At 30.8% G+C, this 20,032-nt stretch carries 19 protein-coding genes and 1 pseudogene; 9 read left to right on the top strand and 11 right to left on the bottom strand.

All coding sequences use genetic code 11. The annotated features are described in order from the left end of the window. Positions 1–95: 95 nt before the first annotated feature. The 3 genes from AC0L3M_RS01860 to AC0L3M_RS01870 form a co-directional block, all read right to left on the bottom strand. Positions 96–1,655, bottom strand: coding sequence for a M28 family peptidase (locus AC0L3M_RS01860; RefSeq protein ID WP_473431625.1), 1,560 nt, complete (start codon positions 1,653–1,655; stop codon positions 96–98). A 308-nt stretch (positions 1,656–1,963) separates the two neighbouring features. Beyond that, positions 1,964–2,293 (bottom strand): FUSC family protein, encoded by a 330-nt coding sequence (locus AC0L3M_RS01865; RefSeq protein ID WP_099569002.1) that lies wholly within the window; start codon positions 2,291–2,293, stop codon positions 1,964–1,966. Positions 2,294–2,297: 4 nt separating this feature from the next. After that, entirely contained in the window at positions 2,298–3,089 is a 792-nt protein-coding gene (locus AC0L3M_RS01870) for a DUF3108 domain-containing protein (protein WP_473431626.1), read from the bottom strand. 134 nt (positions 3,090–3,223) lie between these two features. Between AC0L3M_RS01870 and AC0L3M_RS01875 the strand changes: the two genes are divergently transcribed. The 4 genes from AC0L3M_RS01875 (at position 3,224) to AC0L3M_RS01890 (ending at position 7,037) form a co-directional block, all read left to right on the top strand. Continuing rightward, positions 3,224–3,631: an HYC_CC_PP family protein gene (locus AC0L3M_RS01875; protein ID WP_473432463.1), complete on the top strand. Its 408-nt coding sequence runs from the start codon at positions 3,224–3,226 to the stop codon at positions 3,629–3,631. Between the two features lie 68 nt (positions 3,632–3,699). Then, positions 3,700–4,431, top strand: a complete 732-nt coding sequence (locus AC0L3M_RS01880; protein ID WP_473431627.1) for a heavy-metal-associated domain-containing protein — start codon at positions 3,700–3,702, stop codon at positions 4,429–4,431. 2 nt (positions 4,432–4,433) lie between these two features. Further along, positions 4,434–6,668, top strand: coding sequence for a TonB-dependent receptor (locus AC0L3M_RS01885; RefSeq protein ID WP_473431628.1), 2,235 nt, complete (start codon positions 4,434–4,436; stop codon positions 6,666–6,668). A gap of 12 nt (positions 6,669–6,680) precedes the next feature. After that, the gene (locus AC0L3M_RS01890; protein WP_473431629.1) at positions 6,681–7,037 is read left to right on the top strand and encodes a heavy-metal-associated domain-containing protein; all 357 of its coding nucleotides are present in this window, start codon (positions 6,681–6,683) and stop codon (positions 7,035–7,037) included. Between the two features lie 72 nt (positions 7,038–7,109). On the opposite strand, the gene AC0L3M_RS01895 is transcribed toward AC0L3M_RS01890, so the two are convergent. Further along, on the bottom strand, positions 7,110–8,537 hold the full coding sequence (locus tag AC0L3M_RS01895) for a hypothetical protein (RefSeq protein WP_339809010.1): 1,428 nt from the start codon (positions 8,535–8,537) through the stop codon (positions 7,110–7,112). Positions 8,538–8,691: 154 nt separating this feature from the next. Between AC0L3M_RS01895 and AC0L3M_RS01900 the strand changes: the two are divergent. Both AC0L3M_RS01900 and AC0L3M_RS01905 read left to right on the top strand, forming a co-directional pair. Further along, positions 8,692–10,310: pseudogene (locus tag AC0L3M_RS01900) on the top strand (ABC-F family ATP-binding cassette domain-containing protein). Positions 10,311–10,498: 188 nt separating this feature from the next. Next, a complete protein-coding gene (locus AC0L3M_RS01905; protein WP_473431630.1) occupies positions 10,499–11,080 on the top strand; it encodes a fasciclin domain-containing protein in 582 nt (193 codons plus the stop codon). Between the two features lie 63 nt (positions 11,081–11,143). Here AC0L3M_RS01905 and AC0L3M_RS01910 read toward each other — a convergent pair whose 3' ends face one another. From AC0L3M_RS01910 to pheT, 4 genes are all read right to left on the bottom strand, one after another. Beyond that, entirely contained in the window at positions 11,144–11,374 is a 231-nt protein-coding gene (locus tag AC0L3M_RS01910) for a putative signal transducing protein (protein ID WP_261375284.1), read from the bottom strand. A gap of 82 nt (positions 11,375–11,456) precedes the next feature. Further along, positions 11,457–11,654 (bottom strand): hypothetical protein, encoded by a 198-nt coding sequence (locus AC0L3M_RS01915; RefSeq protein ID WP_473431631.1) that lies wholly within the window; start codon positions 11,652–11,654, stop codon positions 11,457–11,459. A gap of 10 nt (positions 11,655–11,664) precedes the next feature. Next, the gene (locus AC0L3M_RS01920; protein WP_145001199.1) at positions 11,665–11,862 is read right to left on the bottom strand and encodes a hypothetical protein; all 198 of its coding nucleotides are present in this window, start codon (positions 11,860–11,862) and stop codon (positions 11,665–11,667) included. 215 nt (positions 11,863–12,077) lie between these two features. After that, positions 12,078–14,507, bottom strand: a complete 2,430-nt coding sequence (gene pheT, locus AC0L3M_RS01925; protein ID WP_473431632.1) for a phenylalanine--tRNA ligase subunit beta — start codon at positions 14,505–14,507, stop codon at positions 12,078–12,080. Positions 14,508–14,754: 247 nt separating this feature from the next. Between pheT and AC0L3M_RS01930 the strand changes: the two genes are divergently transcribed. The 3 genes from AC0L3M_RS01930 (at position 14,755) to AC0L3M_RS01940 (ending at position 17,009) form a co-directional block, all read left to right on the top strand. Then, complete coding sequence (locus AC0L3M_RS01930) at positions 14,755–14,955, top strand: hypothetical protein (RefSeq protein ID WP_145001205.1); 201 nt, start codon at positions 14,755–14,757, stop codon at positions 14,953–14,955. A 4-nt stretch (positions 14,956–14,959) separates the two neighbouring features. Further along, positions 14,960–15,694, top strand: a complete 735-nt coding sequence (locus AC0L3M_RS01935) for a hypothetical protein (RefSeq protein ID WP_473431633.1) — start codon at positions 14,960–14,962, stop codon at positions 15,692–15,694. A 106-nt stretch (positions 15,695–15,800) separates the two neighbouring features. Then, positions 15,801–17,009, top strand: coding sequence for a TlpA disulfide reductase family protein (locus tag AC0L3M_RS01940; protein WP_473431634.1), 1,209 nt, complete (start codon positions 15,801–15,803; stop codon positions 17,007–17,009). A gap of 19 nt (positions 17,010–17,028) precedes the next feature. Here the strand turns inward: AC0L3M_RS01940 and AC0L3M_RS01945 are convergent, their stop codons facing one another. The 3 genes from AC0L3M_RS01945 to AC0L3M_RS01955 all read right to left on the bottom strand — a co-directional run bounded on the left by AC0L3M_RS01945 (position 17,029) and on the right by AC0L3M_RS01955 (position 19,577). After that, on the bottom strand, positions 17,029–17,949 hold the full coding sequence (locus AC0L3M_RS01945; RefSeq protein WP_473431635.1) for a YeiH family protein: 921 nt from the start codon (positions 17,947–17,949) through the stop codon (positions 17,029–17,031). Positions 17,950–18,025: 76 nt separating this feature from the next. Continuing rightward, complete coding sequence (locus AC0L3M_RS01950; RefSeq protein ID WP_473431636.1) at positions 18,026–18,910, bottom strand: LysR family transcriptional regulator; 885 nt, start codon at positions 18,908–18,910, stop codon at positions 18,026–18,028. A gap of 85 nt (positions 18,911–18,995) precedes the next feature. After that, positions 18,996–19,577, bottom strand: a complete 582-nt coding sequence (locus AC0L3M_RS01955) for a MiaE family protein (RefSeq protein WP_145001215.1) — start codon at positions 19,575–19,577, stop codon at positions 18,996–18,998. Positions 19,578–20,032: the final 455 nt, after the last annotated feature.

The raw sequence follows: 20,032 nt of genomic DNA on the forward strand, positions 1-20,032 counted from the left end.
AATAAAAGTAAATGTGTTTAAACTTTTATAATTAATAACTTCAAAAGTTAATAGATAAAAAAAGTCCTGTAAAATTACAGGACTTTTTTATGTTGTTATTCAGCTTTATCAACTGTAATTCTTGATGATCTATTGGCTAGTTCCCAAGCAGTATAAAATACTAATCGGGTTCTGTTTTCTAATAGATCGTATTCTATCTTATCTGGCGTATCACTTGGTCTGTGGTAGTCATCGTGCGTTCCGTTAAAGTAAAATATAACTGGAATATTATTTTTAGCAAAATTATAATGATCAGATCTGTAGTAAAATCTGTTAGGATCATTATCATCATTATAAGTATAATCTAATTCTACCTTAGCATACTTTGTATTCATCTCTTCAGAGATCTCATGAAGCTCTGTGCTTAATTTATCACTACCAATTAAGTAGATGTAATTACGGTCTCCTGTTTTACGTTTAGGGTCAACACGACCAATCATATCTATATTTAAATTAGCAACAGTGTTAGCTAATGGAAAAATTGGATCATTATCTGTATAATGCTGACTTCCTAATAAGCCTTTTTCTTCACCAGTTACATTTAAAAATACTATAGATCGTTTTGGACCATGTCCATCTTTTTTAGCTTTAGCAAAAGCTTCTGCAATTTCTAAGATAGCTACAGTACCAGAACCATCATCATCTGCACCATTATAAACTTCTCCATCTTTTACACCTTCGTGGTCTAAGTGAGCAGAAACCACAATATACTCATCTGGTTTTTCCGTACCTCTAATTATAGCAGCAACATTCTCAGAAGATAAATCTTTAGAGTTATTAGTAAAGTCTAAATCTAAGTTAGCTTTAACTATCTTATTTTTAAATGAAGCATCAAATGTTCTTACATCTTCATTAAAAATAGCTTTAGTCGTTTCGGTATTGACTAAAAAGTAAAACATGTCTTTATCATTGCCAGCTAAAGTCATTCTACCACTAGAAGCTCCAAAACGTAGTGCAGCCATAGCAAATACTTCTGGATTATAATATAAAACAGCTTTTGCTCCTTTTTTTTCAGCTAAATCACGTTTTAATGCAAATTCTTGTCTAAAATTAGACCAATTTGAAGACTCTTTAGTTCCTGATATTACATATGTACCATCACTGTTTTTAGGTTCTCCGCTTACAAAAAAGACAACTTTACCTTTTATGTCTATGTTGTCGTAGTTAGAAAATTTATCATCTTCTATACCGTAACCTAAATTTACAATTTCAGTAGCTTTTAATTTACTTGTTTCCATTGGGTTGATAGAAACAAAATCTTCTAAATTTTTTAATGACTTTTCATTAATAGTTAATGCAACATCTGGCTTAGATTGCACCTTTAACGGTACATCTTGAAAATAGTTTCCATCGCTTTTTGCAGCCGGAACACCATATTTAATGTAATGTTCTTTTAAAAAGTTGATTGCTTTTTTCTGTCCTTCAGCACCAGTTTCTCTACCTTCAAATTCATCAGATGCAAAAGTGTACAATGATGTTTTTAGGTCTTCTTGTGTGATTGTTTGTCCGTAAACAACAGGATCTACAATTTTAATGCTTGTTTCGCTGCCTTTTTGAGAGCTTCCACAGGCCACAAATAATAAACTTAATGTGGCGATTGAGAATGTTGATTTCATTAATAATAAATGATTTAAGTAGTTATACCTTCAAAAATACAAGAAAAATTAACTTAATATTAAGTTTACCTTGATTTTAAGATATAATTAGGAAACTATAAATCGTCAGGTTTTACAAAGTTGACTTGCTTATTTTGCAAATGTCAATTTTTCTAAAATTAATGGAATAGGCTTTTTTGATTAAAGGCTAGCGGTATATTTTACACTTAATATGTAAGTGGATAATATTTAATTATTAGTGTTTTTATTAGCTGGATTTATATTCATTTAACATTTTAAATCAAATAGAATTAATCTAATATTTTTACTTAATCAATAATGATTAAATCTTCTAATTCTTCTTTAGCTTCTTCTTGTCTTTGTTGTTCAAGTTCTTTCAACTCTTTAGTATCTCCGACTTCTTTAACACTAAAAATAGATTTATAGGTTGCAAGTGCTAGAGCAATTATAGTTATTAAAAAAACAACTTGTATGACATGTGTCGGTTCTTGATTTTTCTTGGATTTAAAAAATGCTAATAGTCCAAATGCAAGTGCAAGGATAGCTGGAATAAACGATAATTTATATAGTGGTAAAACTGAAAGAATTACAGCCAATACAGCAAAAATTAATCCTAATATTATACTTATTTTTCTCATGTTATTAGTTTTTTAATCCAGTCGCAGATTTTATTTTTAACTCACCACTTCCAACTGCTATTTTAAATTTAGCATACACAGGTATTTTGTTGTCGTCAGCAGTTAACCAAAGTAAATTGGCATTGTTTCCTTTTAAAAAGTTGTTACCTGCAACGCTAATGGCTAGTTTATAACATTCTTTTTTACCAATAGCAGTATTAATAGTTTCTTTAGCTAGCAAAGTAAAGCTAAGTTTGGTCATTTTATTATCAAATAAGACTGTAAAAGAGTCTGAAGCACCTATTGGAGCTTTATTAATATCTAATGTTCTAATTTTATAAATCGTAGAGACAATATCTCTAGTATTTCCATTTATTTTTACATTATTATTTTGATCCCAAAAACCTGTTTTAGTTTTTTTAGTCTTTTTTCTAATTAAGCTTTCTACAAGATTAGCTTTATGGTTGTACTTATACTTCACAAATTTGTAATAACCACCTTCATTAATCTCTCTGTTATATAAATACGGAGTAACTGTTCTAGGGTTTACATAGCTTTCATATAAATCTCTAATTTTAAAATAACTATCAAAATCACTATAGGTAGTGGCAGTACATTTTAAATGTAATAAAGTTGCGCTACTAGTCTTCATTTCGCTAGTTTCCATCTTAACTTCTGCTATATCTGTTAATATTCCAGACATATTGTAAGAGGCAGCAAAAGTTAATTTTTCTCCAGCTTTAAAAGCTTTATTATCTTGAGCTTGCAAAAAACTTAAGGTTACAAGTGCTAGTAATACTGTTAATTTAAATTTCATAAAAAGGTTATTTATTTGTCAAAGATATAACTTAACATTAATTGTGCCGAAATTATTGTCCTAATTTAATATAGTTGTTAAACCTTTTGAAAACCATGCTACTGTATTATTCAATTTTGTACTTTTGTATCGTGATTAAAAAAGCGTTACATAAAATAGGATCTGCATTAATGGCATTAGTGGTGTTGTTGTCAACACTGTCTTTTACTGTTGAAAGTCATTATTGCGGAGATCATTTAGTAGATGTTGCTGTTTTTACCAAAGCAAAAAAATGCGGTACTCCTGTGGATACTGATAAAAACGTGGTTTTAAAAAAATCATGTTGTAAGGATGTGGTTAAAATTATTAAAGGTCAAGACAAACTAAAGTTAAATAGTTTTAACGATTTAGATGTTGCTAATCAATTCTTTATAACCTCTTTTGTTTTTACTTACTTTCATCTGTTTGAAAGTCTTCCAAAACAAATCATTCCGCATAAAAATTATTCTCCACCCAACTTGGTTATAGATTACCAGGTGCTTCATGACGTATTTGTTATTTGATAAAAGGCTTTAATTATTTCGCTTACGCGGAAATTATTTAAAGTTAATTTTATTAAATCATATTTATAATGACACATATTTATACAGTTACAGGTATGACCTGTAATGGTTGTAAAGCTTCGGTAGAGAAGTCTTTACAATCTCTAAAAGCAGTTGTAGATGTTTCAGTTAATTTAGAGCAATCTAAGGCTGAAATAGACATGACTGAACATATTTCAATTAAACAATTACAAGACGTATTATCAGATAAGTTTCAAATAAGCGAAGTAAATACTTCTAAAAACCTATTTGATTCTGTTACTAGTGATCAACATGATCAAAGCCAACTAAGACAACTGTTTCCCTTGTTTTTAATCTTTGGTTATATAACAACTGTTGCTATTTTACTAAATCTTAAAGCTTGGGAACTGTCTAACTTTATGTTAGATTTTATGGGCTTATTTTATTTTGTATTTAGTTTTTTTAAATTCTTAGACTTAAAAGGGTTTCCTGAAAGTTTTAAAATGTACGACCCATTAGCTAAGGCTATTCCTAAGTATGGTTTAGTTTATCCATTTATCGAGCTGATTTTAGGTTTGTTATTTATTGCTAGAATTCAGATTCCGTTAGCCTTAATTATCACAATAGTTATTTTAGGTATCACAACGTTTGGTGTAATTAAAACTTTGCTAGATAAAAAAACTATTCAATGTGCTTGCTTAGGGACAACGCTTAAACTACCAATGACTAAAGCGACCTTTATAGAAAACACCATTATGATACTAATGGCAGTTTGGATGTTAATTAAAATCTATAATTAGTTATGAAAAAATTATTGATATTATTTAGCTTTTTTCCAATACTGCTAATCGCGCAAGACAACTTAACAGGCACCATTTATGACGCTAGTCAAGGAGATGCAAAACAACCTTTATTTGGTGCTAATCTAATTTGGTCTGGAACTAGTGTTGGTACAGCTACAGATATTGATGGTAATTTTAGTTTGCCATTTGTAGAGAGTACTAATGATTTGATAATAAGTTATGTTGGGTTTAAATCTGACACACTAACTATAACGTCTTCAAATTCAATTAAACATGTGTTAGAACCTACCAACAACCTTGATGAAGTTTTTGTGCAATCCAGAAAGGTAGCGACTTCAAGATCTTATTTAAAAGCTCAAAACACACTATTGGTAAGTAGCGACGAGCTTTTAAAAGCTGCTTGTTGTAACCTGTCGGAAAGCTTTGAAACTAATCCATCCATTGATGTCAATTTTAGTGATGCTGTTACAGGTACCAAACAAATAAAAATGCTAGGTCTTTCTAGTCCATACATATTAATTGCTACAGAAAATATTCCTGCAATTAGAGGTGCTTCTCAAGCTTTTGGTCTTAGTTTTATTCCTGGTACTTGGGTAGAAAGTATTCAAATTACTAAAGGCGCAGGAAGTGTGGTTAATGGATTTGAAAGTATTGCTGGTCAGATTAATGCCGAGTTAGTGAAGCCTTCAACAGACAATAAGTTTTTTGTTAATTTATATGGTGCAAGTAGCACACGATTAGAATTAAACACGCATCTTAATACTAAAATTAGTGATAAAGTTAGTACTGGTTTGTATTTGCATGGTAATACACATCAAGAAAAACATGATGTTAATAACGACGGATTTTTAGACATGCCTTTATATAATCAGGTAAATGTTATGAATCGCTGGCAATATACTAATCCAGAAAAAGGGTTAGTAACATTTGTTAATTTAAGGTATTTGGATGATAGTAAACAGTCAGGTCAACTTGACTTTAACCCTGATACAGATAAACTAACCACTAATGCTTGGGGAAGCGAGATAGATACAAAACGCTATGAGATTTCTACTAAGTTAGGATATGTAAACCCAGAAATACCTTGGCAAAGTTTAGGTGTACAATTTGCTTTTAGTAATCATAAACAAGAATCTTATTTTGGTTTAAATGAATATAATATTGAGCATACCAGCATATATTCTAACATTATTTATAACTCAATTATAGACGACTCTAGGCACAAGATTAAAACTGGGATAAATTACACTTATGATGATTACAATGAGTTTGCTATTCAGCAAGATTTTGAAAGAACTGAACGTTCTTTTGGTGGGTTTTTTGAATATTCGTTTGACGATTTAGAATACTTTACCATGACAGCAGGTCTGCGTGTGGATACTCATAATTTGTTAGGCGAGTTTATTACACCAAGATTACACATGCGATATTCACCTTGGAGTAAGTCTGCAATCAGAACCTCTATAGGTAGAGGTAAGCGTAGTGCTAATATATTTACTGAAAATCAAAATTTATTTGCCTCTTCACGTGAATTTTCAATTTTAAATACCAACGGAACCATTTATGGTTTAGACCCAGAAATAGCGTGGAACTATGGTGTATCTTATTTACAAGGGTTTAACCTTTTTGGAAGACAAGCCGATGTGACTTTAGATTTTTACCGTACAGATTTTCAAAATCAAGTTGTTGTTGATTTAGAGAATAGTCAAGAAGTAAATTTTTATAATTTAGAAGGAGATAGCTATGCTAATAGTTTTCAGGCCGAATTTAACTATAACGTATTTGAACATTTTAATTTAAGGACTGCTTATAAATATTACGATGTAAAAACACAGTATAAATCAGGAAAGTTAATTAAGCCACTTACACCTAAACATAGGTTGTTTGCTAACGCTTCGTATGAAACCATAATTAAAAATAATAGTAACTGGAAGTTTGATTTAACCTATAACTGGTTAAGCGAGCAAAGGTTTCCTTCAACATTAAATAATCCTATTCAATATAAAATAGACGATTATTCTAAGTCAATCGGAACTTTAAACGCACAAATAACTAGAGTGTTTTCGCCAAAATTCGAAGTATATCTAGGAGGAGAAAACATTACAAATTTAAGACAGGATAATCCTATAGTTAGTGCAGACAATCCATTTGGAACAAGTTTTGATACCAACTTTGTATATGGACCAATATTTGGTAGTATGTATTATGCAGGATTAAGATATAAATTAAAATAAAACCAATATAAAATGAAAAAACTAGTATTAGTATTAATAATGATTGCATCAACAGTAAGTTTTGCACAAGACAAAAACAAAAGAGAAAGTTTAGAAGTTGATGGTGTTTGCATGATGTGCAAATCAAGAATCGAAAAAGCATGTTTTAAAACCAAAGGTGTTAAAAGTGCTATTTGGAATGTAGATACGCATGAGTTAAAATTAATTTTTGACGAAAATAAAACAAGTTTAAAAACCATCGAGCAAAATGTATTAGCTGTAGGTCATGATACAAAAGACTTTAAAGCAACAGACGAAGCTTATGGCTCTGTGCATGATTGTTGTAAATACAGGGATGAAGAGGTTAAGGATGATCACAAAAATGATTAATCATAAGTAATTGAAATAAAAAAAACGCCTGCAAATTGCAGGCGTTTTTTAAATATATAGTATTGTATAATATTACTTATTAATTAAACCTAGTAACTCAGTTTCCATCATAACATCAAACATATTAGCTTTAGGGTTAACAATTATAGCATTTTTGTCTACTATAAATATTTTGTTAACGGGTTTAAGTGACAAAAGTTCAATTGCATCCTCAACATTTTCAAAATGATACTCATTGGTCAAGCTAAAGTTATTACGTCGTAAAATTTCTGCTTGCTCTCTGCTACTTATTTTATTAATAGAAATAGCAATAATATCAAACTCAGGGTATTTTTTTTGAAGATCGTTTGCACGCTCATGAGAAACTTTTAAGTGATATCTATCTTTAGCATCCCAAAAGTAAATGATGGATGGTTTAGTAATAATATCCTTTAAGTGTTTAGTTTCTTCATTTTTATTAATCACCATTAAATCAGGGATTACTTGACCTGGTTTTAAAAGTTTATAAGAGTTGACTAGCTTAGTCGCTTTAAATTTTTGTTCATTATTAGTGCTTTTTGCTTGAAACGATTTTAATAACGTATCATAATCATCTACGCTTTTTGAAGCATTAATAAACTTAATCATGTTGTAATATAACAATCTGTTTTTAATAAAGGTATCAGATACCTTTTGCTCTATTAATGATAGCTTATCTAAATTATAATCTAAAGATTGGTTGTTGTAAGTATCGTCTTGAGAGTGTTTAAAGTGCTCTTGTAAGGCTATGTTGTTAAAATGAAACCTTAAAAAGGATACATAAGGTCTGTAATCTTTTAATAGCTTGTTGTTATAATCAATATCAGATCTAAAGTCAAAAAAGTCACTTGGTAGATTATTAAAAATAGCTTCTTCATTTTGGCTATAATTAATAAACGGATAGGCTTCTTTACTATAATAATAATTGTAATCTATATTGGCTCTAGCATAAGCATCAAAAAGCTCAGTAGTTTTATGCTTGTCATTAAATTTGGAAAGCTTATCTAATTTATTTTGTCTAATTTGAGAAAGCTTAGCTTCAAATGCTTTAGGTTCTAATTGACTTATTTTTAAAATTTCTTGTTCTTGTTGTTCTGTTTCTAAAAACAAATCCATCAGGTAATTGTTTTCCTTTTCTCCAATACCATTAAAAACTAAAGACTCATCAAATTCCTTAGTATTAACTCTTACCATAATACTATCTAGAGGCTGTATTAAAAAGGACTGAGACTCTTTACCATCGTAAAAACTAAATAGTCCAGGCTCAAAGTCATTAAAAACATATTTAAAACGATTATTACTATCTAAAAACACCGTATCAATAATCTCAGAAGATTTAAAAATGATAATATAATTGGTGCTTGGGTTAATAATTTCGCCTCCAAAAAATGCAGTATTGTCCTTTAATGTCTTCTTATCTTTTTTACAAGAAAACATGACGCTAGAGCAAAGTAAAAGATAAATAAATAGTCTTGTATACATATGGTAATTAATAAGGGCAAAAAATTTTACAAACAAAAATATGTTTTGCGAAAGAGTTCTCGTGTTAAGGCGTTGTTAAAACTTATTAAAGACTGAATGTATATGGCTATTTGATGTTAATTTTCTACTTTTGCACAAAATTAAAATTCAAGATATGTTATCAGTATCAAATTTATCAGTTCAATTCGGTAAGCGTGTGCTTTTTGATGAAGTTAGTACCACTTTTAATAATGGAAATTGTTATGGTATTATAGGAGCCAATGGAGCTGGAAAATCTACATTTTTAAAAATTATTTCTGGACAGATGGAGCCGACTTCGGGTCAGGTACATTTAGAAGCAGGAAAACGTATGTCGGTTTTAACACAAGACCACAATAAACATGACGAAGACACTGTTTTAGAAACAATATTAAAAGGTAATAAAGCCCTTTATAAAATTAAGACAGAAATTGACGCATTGTATGCAGACTATACAGATGAAAACGCTGAGAGAATAGGAGAGCTGCAAGTGCAATTTGAAGAAATGAATGGTTGGAATGCAGATAGTGATGCTGCAGCAATGCTATCTAATCTAGGTATAAAAGAAGAGTTTCATTACACATTAATGGGTGATTTGGACGGAAAACAAAAAGTACGTGTGTTATTAGCGCAAGCACTTTTTGGAAATCCTGATGTCCTTATTATGGATGAGCCTACCAATGATTTGGATTACGAAACCATTGCTTGGCTAGAAAACTTTTTAGCTAATTATGATAACTGTGTTATTGTGGTCTCTCACGATAGACACTTTTTAGATGCGGTTTGTACACATATTAGTGATATTGACTTTGGAAAAATTAATCATTTTTCTGGTAATTATACCTTCTGGTATGAATCCTCTCAATTAGCAGCAAGACAACATGCACAGCAAAACAAAAAAGCTGAAGAGAAGAAAAAAGAATTAGAAGATTTTATCCGTCGTTTTTCTGCTAACGTAGCAAAAAGTAAGCAAGCTACAAGTAGAAAAAAATGATTGATAAACTTAATATAGATGAAATTAGAAGAACCAGTCGTCGTTATCCTGCCATAATTTTTGACAGAGATAGAGAAGCTGGTGATCAAATTTTAAATGTCGAAGGTTTAGCAGCATCAATTGATGATGAAGTGTTATTTAAAAATGTAGATTTAAATCTACAAAAAGGAGATAAAGTAGTCGTGTTTTCCAGAGATTCTAGAGCAACTACTGCGTTTTACGAAATTTTAAATAACAATCTAAAAGCAGATGCAGGTAAATTTGATTGGGGAGTTACAACGACACAATCATACCTTCCATTGGATAATAGTAAGTTTTTTGAAAGTACAGACATGACTTTAGTCGATTGGCTAAGACAATGGGCTCAAACAGAAGAAGAACGTGAAGAGGTACATATTAGAGGGTTTTTAGGGAAAATGATTTTTAGTGGAGAAGAAGCCTTAAAAAAATGTAATGTACTATCTGGAGGAGAAAAAGTACGTTGTATGTTATCTAGAATGATGATGACTAGAGCTAACGTATTACAATTAGACGAACCAACAAACCACTTGGATTTAGAGAGTATTACAGCGTTTAATAATTCGCTTAAAAACTTTAAAGGGACTGTTTTATTTACAACTCATGACCACGAGTTTGCACAAACAGTAGCTAATAGAGTAGTAGAGTTAACACCAAACGGAGTAATTGATAGATATTCTACGTTTGATGATTATATGCAAGACAAAAAAATAAAAGAACTAAGAGACCAAATGTACGCTTAGTAATTTTAAAATTTTATTTACATCTTTAAAAAGCCTTCAGGTCTCTCTGAAGGCTTTTTTTATTGGTCTTTTTTCATATTTATGAATCAATAGTTTTAGTTAATCATGTGTTAAATAGAAAAATTTAAAAACCGACATTTAAGTTCTCTCGTAAATAGACCGAACTTAAAAACCAAAACAATAAAATTATGAAAACAGTAAAATTATCAAAAATCGTATTAGGACTTAGTGTAATGCTTGTAGCAAATTTAGGTTTAGCTCAAGACAAAAAAATGATGAAAGAAGACACTAAAATGGTTGGAGGAGCAGAGATGTATCCATCAAAAAATATTGTAGAGAATGCAGTAAACTCAAAAGATCACACAACGTTAGTTGCAGCGGTTAAGGCAGCAGAATTAGTTGATGTTTTACAAAGTGAAGGACCTTTTACGGTTTTTGCACCAACAAACGCAGCTTTTGACAAGTTACCAATGGGAACAGTTGATACCTTATTAAAACCAGAAAATAAAGAGCAATTACAAACAGTATTAAAATATCACGTTGTTGCTGGAAAGTGGAATGCTAAAGAAATTTTAAACTTAATTGAAAAAGGAGATGGTAAAGCGGTTATTAACACTGTATCTGGTGGCACTTTAACTGCATGGAAAAAAGGAAAAGATGTTTATGTCACAGATGAAAACGGAAACTCTGCTAAAGTTACTATTGCAGATGTAAATCAATCAAATGGAGTAATACACGTTGTTGATTCGGTTTTATTACCAAAAGCATAATACAAACGTATTTGAATAGTCTAAAAAAACCTCTTCATTCTTTACAGAATAGAAGAGGTTTTTTTATGCTTTAGTTTCTGCTTTTACAGCTTCAACAATGGATAGTGCTTTACTAAGTTCAGATTCGTGAACAAATACTTCAGGTACTCGTGGTATATCGTGTACAAAACCACCTAGTCGACCAGATTCATTTTCGTCTTTAATAATGGGATTTATTCCAATATCTTCTAATCTGGTTTTTATTAATTGTACGATTATAAAGTTACCTTCAAAAATTTTTATATAGTCTGTCATAATTTTGAATTTATGTTGTTACTTAAATATACAAAAAAATAAAGGAAGTCTATAGGTCTTTAAAAATTATAGTTTTGTTAAATTATTCTATATTTTTAATTGTAAAATACTTGTATAAACTGTAACCACCTGATCCTATAAAGGCTATAGCTATTATTAATCTAATAGTGTTAGATGTTAGATTTCCATTTAAGTGTTGGTAAATTCTAAATAGACCATAGGCAATAAACGCTATGCCTAAAATTAAATTCAAAATATTATTTTTTGGTTGAGGTTTCATGGGTAGCTTATTAGTCTTGTTTTTTTAATTGCGTATAATTATATAGTGCATAAATACCATAACCTATAGCAGCAACAGCAATGGCTAGTCTAAACGAGCTTAATGTTGGATTAGCATTAAAATGTTGGTATAGTCTAAAGCATCCAAAACCTATTAATAATAGTCCTGTAAATAAATTATAAAGTTTATTATTTTTTAACGATTCCATATTTAAATCTGTTTACGCTTGTTAGTCTTTTGTGTTTTTTATGTAAGTGTATATTGCATATCCACCATAACCAAAAAACACCAATGCAATAATTAATTTTACTAGATTAAAAGCAGCTTCATTAAAAAAATGATACAGTCTATAAAATGCATGAGCTTAAAAAACTAGTCCTGATATTAGATAAAATATATTCTTTTTAAAAATAGAAGCCATAATTATCTTAACTCTGCACCAAGTTGTTTTTCAAAATTGTTTTGTAGCTTGTTCATTATTTTATCAACTACTTTATCCGTAAGCGTTTGTCTCTCGTCCATAAATGTAAAGCTAACAGCATAACTTTTTTTACCTTCTGGTAAGTTTTTACCTTGGTAAACATCAAATAAATTTACTTTTTTAAGTAATTGTTTTTCTGTTTTTTTAGCGATTGCTTGTAGGCTATCAAAGGTTACGTTTTGATCTAACAGTAATGCAAAATCACGTCTTACTTCTGGGTATTTAGGTATTGCTGTAAACTTAATTTTGTTACGTTTAGCAACCTCTATAATAGTATCCCAATTAAAATCGGCATAAAATACATCTTGAGTTATATCAAAATGCTTAGCTATTTTAGATTTTAATACACCAAAGTTTACTAAGGTATCACGTCCTATGCTAAGCTGCAAACCTTCGGAAAACACATCATTTGTCGTAGCGCTTTCTTGGTAGCGTGTAATTCCTAGACGCTCTAAAACACTGGCAATAATTCCTTTAAGGTAAAAGAAATTGGTTTTTACTTGTGGCGCATTTGACCAGTTTTCTTCGGTTTTAAATCCAGTAACTAGTAATGATAAGTGTTTATATTCTTCGCGTGTGCCATTATAGTCGTGATAGGTTTTACCAAATTCAAAAAACTTTAAATTAGTTTGACGTCTATTAATGTTGTGATTTAAAGCTTCTAATCCAGAAAAAAGTAAGGTTTGACGCATAACTCCTAAATCTTGACTTAAAGGGTTTAGCATCTCTACATTATGCTCTGCTTTTAACTGTTCTGTTAGTTTTAAATAGTTTGCACTTGTTAAAGAGTTTGCCATAATCTCAAACCAGCCTTGAGCTGCTAATTGATTACCAACAAGGTTTTGTAGTTTATAATCTTCAAACCTTGAAGCATTAGATATTGAGGCATTTAGTTTAGAGCTAGTCTCAATATTATTATAACCATAGACTCTTAAAATCTCTTCTATAACGTCAGCTTCACGTGTAACATCGTTTCTAAAAGCAGGTATAGTTAGACCTAATCCAGTTTCTGTTACGCTATTAATTTTAATATCTAAAGAGGTTAGGATTGATTTTATAGTTTCGGTAGGTATTTCTTGACCAATAAGTTTGGTTACTTTATCAAAACTTAATCTAACCTGAAAGTCTTCAATTTTATTAGGATAAATATCTGCAATATCACTAGTAATTTCTCCTCCAGCAATCTCTTGGATTAGTAATGCAGCACGTTTTAAAGCATATTCTGTTATTTTTGGATCAATACCACGTTCAAACCTAAAGGATGCATCTGTGTTTAATCCATGACGTTTTGCAGTTTTACGCACACTTACAGGGTTAAAGTAAGCACTTTCTAAAAAGATGTTTGTTGTATGCTCTGTAACTCCACTATCTATACCTCCAAAAACTCCTGCGATACACATAGGTTTTTCGGCATTACAAATCATTAAATCATCTTCATGTAATTCACGCTCTACACCATCTAAAGTGGTAAATTTGGTGCCTGTTGGTAATGTTTTAACTTCAACTTTATTTCCGGTAATTTTACTAGCATCAAAAGCGTGTAATGGTTGACCTAAATCGTGCAATACGTAGTTTGTAATATCTACCACGTTATTAATAGGTGACAAACCAATAGCTTTTAATCTGTTTTGTAACCACTCTGGAGAGGTTTCTACCTTAAGACCAGATATGGTAACACCACAATATCTTGGTGCTAATTCTTTGTTTAATACGTCAACATCAATTTTAAGTGTTCTGCTATCTACATGATATGCACTAACGCTAGGTGTAATTAATTCGACATTTATTCCTTTTTGTTGTAATCCAGCTTTTAAATCGCGAGCAGTCCCAAAGTGGCTCATTGCATCTGCACGATTAGGTGTTAATCCAATTTCAAAAACTTGATCATTTTCTACTTCAAACAAATCAGCACAAGGTGTGCCAACGATAGTGTCTTCTGGTAAAACTAAAATTCCGTCATGAGATTTTCCTAAGCCTAACTCGTCTTCTGCACAAATCATTCCTTGACTTTCCTCACCTCTAATTTTACCTTTTTTGATAGTCCAAGCTTCACCTTCTTCAGTATATAAAGTAGTTCCTATAGTTGCAACAGGTACTTTTTGTCCAGCAGCTACGTTAGGAGCACCACATACAATTTGCACAGGTTGATCTTGCCCTATATTAACAGTAGTTACTTTTAGTTTGTCTGCATTGCTATGTTGTACGCAAGTTAAAACCTCACCAACAACAACACCTTCTAAACCTCCTTTAACGCTTTGGTATAGGTCTAAGCCTTCAACTTCTAAACCTAAATCTGTAAGTAATTCGCTAGTTTGTTCTGGAGTCCAATCAATTTTTATAAATTGTTTAATCCAGTTGTAAGAAATCTTCATTTGTATACTAATTAAGTGCACAAATATAACAATACTTAGTAGTTTTAAGGATTTAAAAAACAGCTTTTATTTCATTTTTAAAGCATTTTTTTAGGACAAATTGCAGATACAGAAAATTGTTATGGTTTTATGTCGAAAAAACATGGCGTTTTATCCGTAATTTAAATAAAAGACATATACTTAAAAATCTAATTGGGCTTTTATTACCGTATATTAGATAGATATTAATCATTAAAACCATTAAAAGATGAAAACTATTTTTAAAATAGCATTACTTGTTGTGTTATTTTCAGTTGCTTCTTGCAGAGATTCTAAAAAGGACGATGCAGCAGTAAAAGCAACAGAGCAAATCGAAACTATTGAAGTTGAAACAGATAGTCTAGTAAACGATTTAGAGCTTGAGGCTGATGAACTAGAAAAAGAATTGAAAGAACTTGAAAACCTATAATAACATGAAGCATTTAAAAATAATACTAGTATGTACAGGACTATTTTTAGTAGGTAGTCAACAAACACTTACTGCGCAAATAGCTACTGAATCTGAATTAGTTAAAAAAACAGAGCAGAAAAAAGCTGAAATGAAAGCCCAAAAGGAGCAAATGAAAGCGCAGATTAATGACAAAAAAGAAGCGCATAAAGACAATTTGAAGGAGAAGCAAGGCGAGTTAAAAGAAATGCATGCCAAAAAGGACGAAATGAAGGCTGAAATGCTAGAAGAAAAATCCGAGATGAAGGCTAAAATGGAAAATGCTACTGGTGAGGAGAAAGAAGCTTTAAAAGCTGAAATGAAAGAAAAAATGAGTGCTAAGCGTATGGATATGGCACAAAAAAGAGAAGAATTAAAAGCAAAACGTGAAGCGTTTAAAGGTGATAAAGAAGCCTATAAAGCAGAGCGTATTGAAGCTGTTAGATCTAGAATGACGTCATATGATAATAAAATAGATGCTAGCGACCAATTAGTAACTAAAGGTCAAGACAGATTAGCTGCTGCTAAAGCGCAATTAGAGCAGCAAAAAGCAGAAGGAACTATTACTGATGAAGAAGTTAGCAAACGTGAAGCTACTTTTAAAAGAATAGAGGAAAAGCTAAAAAAGCATGAAAATGCAATTGAAAGAACTAAAACTAGAATTCAAAATAATAAAGAAAAGTTAGTAGAACTTGAAAAAGTGGAAACTGCTGAAGAGTAATAGTTATAATATTTTATATTTTAAAAAGACATTGTTAAGGCAATGTCTTTTTATTTGTAAGTATTTTGTTGTTATTTCGAATAATATTGTAAAAAACATTTAAATCATGCGTCAACTTTTAGTTATCCTAGTACTTTTTAGTGTGTTATCTTGTCAAAATAATGATACCGAGTTTTTAACTTTTGGTACATATCGAGGCGAATTAAAAGTAAATGACACTAAAAAACTTCCGTTTATCTTTAACGTAAAAGATGCTAATACATTAGAGATTTACAACGCAGAAGAGGTTATTACAGTGGATGAGATTGAATATAAAAATGACTCGGTTTACATTAAATTGCCAGTGTTTGAAGGATTATTAATTGCAAAAATTAAAGACCAAACCTTAAATGGTCGTTTTGTTGTTGAAGAAAAAGGACGTCAACAAGCTTTTACAGCATCAAAAAATGAAAGTAGATTTGATAATAACGCTAAAGCGGAAACTAATATTACAGGAGAATGGGAAACTGTTTTTAGTCCAAATACCGAAGCTGATAAGTATGTCGCTAAAGGGGTTTTTAAACAAAAAGATAATATTGTAACAGGTACTTTTTTGACCGAAACTGGAGATTATCGTTATCTAGAAGGGATTGTTGATGGTAATCAATTACAATTATCAACGTTTGATGGTGCACATGCCTTTTTGTTTACCGGAACCGTTACAGATAGTACAATTAATGGACAGTTTTACTCTGGTAATCACTGGAAAGAGCCATTTACAGCTAAACGTAATGATAACTACCAATTAGCTAGCGCTAATAATTTAACTTATTTAAAAGAAGGGTATGACACCTTAGCATTTAGCTTTCCAGATACAGACGGTAAACAAGTATCTTTAAAAGATGATCGCTTTAAAAACAAAGTTGTGGTTGTACAGATTATGGGTACATGGTGTCCAAATTGTTTAGACGAAAGTAAATTTTATACACAATATTATAATGCAAATAAAGATAAAGACATTCAGTTTGTCGCATTAGCGTTTGAATATGCTAAAACCGAAGCTAAAGCCTATAGTTTTATAAACCGATTAAAGGATAGGCTAGATATTAACTACCCAATATTATTAGCGCAAACCGGATCAACTAGTAAAACTGCTGCTAACGACAAACTCCCTATGTTAAACCACGTATTAAGTTATCCAACGTCAATATTTATAGATAAAACTGGTAAAGTGCGTAAAATACATACAGGTTTTAATGGTCCAGCAACAGGAGACAAATACACAGAGTTTAAAACTGAGTTTAACGCCTTTATGGATATGTTGTTAGCCGAATAAAACTTTTGGTTTAATAGGTCTATTTTAAAATGTACCATAAAGAAAACAGCGAAATAAACACCCATAAAACAACTGCTAGTGTGATAGGTTTTAAACCAGTAGTTTTAAGCTCTTTAATAGAAATTGATGAGCCTACTATAAATAATGTTACAAGTAAAAGACGTTTTGATAGTGACACAATAAAGGTAGTAATGTAAGGAGGTAGTATTTGATAGCTATTTATAATTATTGCAAGTATAAATAAAATAATAAAGTAAGGGATTTTTAGTTTTCCTTGATTGGTTTTAAAAAATAACATCGAAAAAAAGGACAACGGAATAATCCAAAGCGTTCTAGATAGTTTTACTGTAGTAGCGATTCTTAAAGCTTCCTCTCCATAATTTAAAGCAGCTCCAACTACAGAGCTTGTATCGTGTATAGCAACAGCACACCATAACCCAAATTGTTCTTGTGTCAAGTTTAAAAAATGTCCTATCGTTGGAAACACAAACAAAGCCAAAGCGTTTAGTAAAAACACAATGCCTAAAGCAAGACTAATCGTATTGCTTTTTGCTTTTATAATTGGCGCAATTGCAGCAATAGCACTACCTCCACAAATGGCTGTTCCGGAAGTAATAAGGTGACCAAGTTTTAAATCTATTTTTAAAACTTTTGTCAATATTATACCTAAAACTAAGGTTAGTGTAATGGTGTAAAGTGTCAAGTTAAAGCTGGTTTTACTAGTCTCTAACGTTTCAAATAGATACATGCCAAAACCTAATCCTATAACAGATAGTTTTAAAAGATAGTGTATAAATTTATGGCTATGTTGCTTAAAAGGATTCTTAAATATAATAGCAAATAAAAAACCTAATATCAACGCTAATGGACTGTTTATAAATCCCAATAGACATAAAGTTATTAATGTAAAGTAAACTATTTTGGATAATACATTTTTCATATCAAACAGATTTGTTTGATACAAAAATAGGTGTAGATAATAACTTTATAGCAATGTAAATAGTTATCAGCTATAACTAAAAGTTATAATTAAAACGTATTATTTTTTTAAAGTAATCAAAAGTATGAGATAGGTATCCTGTCCTTTTTACAAAGTAAAACCAGCGTTGAATATCCAAATCTTTAATATCTATAATTTTAAGTTTATTATTTTTTAAATCCTCTGTAATGGAGTGTATCGATAACAAGGCGTAATGATCAGAGTTTAATAAATAACTTTTAATAGCTTCAGTACTATTAAAGGATACGACGCTATTTAGCTTACCAATATTATTTTTTAATAAAAAAGCATCGATAATTTCTTTTGTTCCTGATCCAGTTTCACGCTCAATCATAGGTAAGTCTTGTAACGTGTTTATATCAATACTACCTTTCGGGAAACTGTAGTTTTTAGCATTTGTAACTAGTACAATTTCATCTTTTATAAACTTTTCAAAATGTAATTTGGGATTAGCGCTACTTCCTTCGGTGATTCCAAAGTCGATATCTTCATTTAGAATTAAATTTTCTATGGTTTCAGAATTATTGCTGATGATATTAAATTTAGTTTTTGGGTATTGTGCCCTAAATTTAGCTATCGTTTTGGGTATGATGTAATTAGAAATTGTGGTGCTAACTCCAAACTGGATAAAGTCGGGAATGTTTTCTTTTTTAAGAAGAAATCGTTCATCCATTTCGGAATAAATAGTCAATATTTTATTAGCGTAAATTAAAAAGGATTTACCTTCAGTAGTAAGTTCAATCGAATTTCTTTTTCTAATAAATAGAGTAGTTTTGTAGTCTTGCTCTAAGTTTTTTATGGCTTTTGAAATTGCAGGTTGGGATAAATAGAGTTGCTCTGCAACCTTAGTAAAACTTAAGTGTTTAGCAACGATTTTAAATATATGTAGTTTAGTTTTCATTAATTTTTCACGTATATTTAAAATTGCTATTGCTGTTTATTTTTATGCTTTCAGAAGATTTTACAATAATGCTGATCAGTTTTAATTAGCCATGTATGCTTTCGCTTTTCCCGTAGCTTTTAATTAGTTCGCCTTCAAACTCAACCAATTCTTTCCAGCGTTTGTCAACATCAATGTCTTGACCATATTTTCTTGCAAAAGTGATAAATGTCGTGTAATGTCCTGCTTCGCTGACCATCAAGTCATAGTAAAACTTAGATAGTTCTTCGTCGTTTATGCGTTCTGATAATAGTTTAAAACGCTCGCAACTACGCGCTTCAATCATAGCAGAAAACAGTAAGCGATCAACCATAGACTGTAGTCTGCTTCCGCCTTTATTCATAAATTTATAAAGCTCATTTACATAATGGTCTTTGCGCTCACGACCTAAAGTATAACCTCGTTTTTTTATAATTTCATGTACCATCTGGAAATGTTCCAATTCTTCTTTGGCTAACTCTAAAAGTTCTGTTACTAAGTCTACTTTTTCTGAGTTATGGGTAATAATAGTAATCGCATTAGTGGCTGCTTTTTGCTCACACCAAGCGTGGTCTGTAAGTATTTCTTCTAAATTAGATTCTGCAATGGTAACCCAACGTGGATCGGTTTCTAGTTTTAGGTGTAGCATAATTGTAGTGCGCTTTTAGGTTTTGGCTTTGTGCTTATAAACGTTGTGCAAAGATAATTATATTTTATACTATTAAAGTAATGTCTTTTCATTTGGTTAATACCAAATTAGATTCTGTTGCATTACGTCACTTCGAGTGATTTGTGAAGCATGAGCAAATAATATCGAGAAGTTTATTTCAAAATGGGTTTTAGATACACGTCTCCTTAGGTCGTCGTACTCGAACTGACGAGACGTGTTTAGATTTGTATAATTTATGTTAAGTAGATTCTGTTGCATTACGTCACTTCGAGTGATTTGTGAAGCATGAGCAAATAATATCGAGAAGTTTGTTTCAAAATGGGTTTTAGATACACGTCTCCTTAGGTCGTCGTACTCGAACTGACGAGACGTGTTTAGATTTGTATAATTTATGTTAGGTAGATTCTGTTACATTACGTCACTTCGAGTGATTT

The organism is Olleya sp. KJ81-1, assembly GCF_055808135.1.

Coding starts and splice junctions, on each gene's coding strand:
- AC0L3M_RS01860 (WP_473431625.1), bottom strand. CDS start 1,655: ATGAAATCAACATTCTCAATCGCCACATTAAGTTTATTATTTGTGGCC.
- AC0L3M_RS01865 (WP_099569002.1), bottom strand. CDS start 2,293: ATGAGAAAAATAAGTATAATATTAGGATTAATTTTTGCTGTATTGGCT.
- AC0L3M_RS01870 (WP_473431626.1), bottom strand. CDS start 3,089: ATGAAATTTAAATTAACAGTATTACTAGCACTTGTAACCTTAAGTTTT.
- AC0L3M_RS01880 (WP_473431627.1), top strand. CDS start 3,700: ATGACACATATTTATACAGTTACAGGTATGACCTGTAATGGTTGTAAA.
- AC0L3M_RS01885 (WP_473431628.1), top strand. CDS start 4,434: ATGAAAAAATTATTGATATTATTTAGCTTTTTTCCAATACTGCTAATC.
- AC0L3M_RS01890 (WP_473431629.1), top strand. CDS start 6,681: ATGAAAAAACTAGTATTAGTATTAATAATGATTGCATCAACAGTAAGT.
- AC0L3M_RS01895 (WP_339809010.1), bottom strand. CDS start 8,537: ATGTATACAAGACTATTTATTTATCTTTTACTTTGCTCTAGCGTCATG.
- AC0L3M_RS01905 (WP_473431630.1), top strand. CDS start 10,499: ATGAAAACAGTAAAATTATCAAAAATCGTATTAGGACTTAGTGTAATG.
- AC0L3M_RS01910 (WP_261375284.1), bottom strand. CDS start 11,374: ATGACAGACTATATAAAAATTTTTGAAGGTAACTTTATAATCGTACAA.
- AC0L3M_RS01915 (WP_473431631.1), bottom strand. CDS start 11,654: ATGAAACCTCAACCAAAAAATAATATTTTGAATTTAATTTTAGGCATA.
- AC0L3M_RS01920 (WP_145001199.1), bottom strand. CDS start 11,862: ATGGAATCGTTAAAAAATAATAAACTTTATAATTTATTTACAGGACTA.
- pheT (WP_473431632.1), bottom strand. CDS start 14,507: ATGAAGATTTCTTACAACTGGATTAAACAATTTATAAAAATTGATTGG.
- AC0L3M_RS01930 (WP_145001205.1), top strand. CDS start 14,755: ATGAAAACTATTTTTAAAATAGCATTACTTGTTGTGTTATTTTCAGTT.
- AC0L3M_RS01935 (WP_473431633.1), top strand. CDS start 14,960: ATGAAGCATTTAAAAATAATACTAGTATGTACAGGACTATTTTTAGTA.
- AC0L3M_RS01940 (WP_473431634.1), top strand. CDS start 15,801: ATGCGTCAACTTTTAGTTATCCTAGTACTTTTTAGTGTGTTATCTTGT.
- AC0L3M_RS01945 (WP_473431635.1), bottom strand. CDS start 17,949: ATGAAAAATGTATTATCCAAAATAGTTTACTTTACATTAATAACTTTA.
- AC0L3M_RS01950 (WP_473431636.1), bottom strand. CDS start 18,910: ATGAAAACTAAACTACATATATTTAAAATCGTTGCTAAACACTTAAGT.
- AC0L3M_RS01955 (WP_145001215.1), bottom strand. CDS start 19,577: ATGCTACACCTAAAACTAGAAACCGATCCACGTTGGGTTACCATTGCA.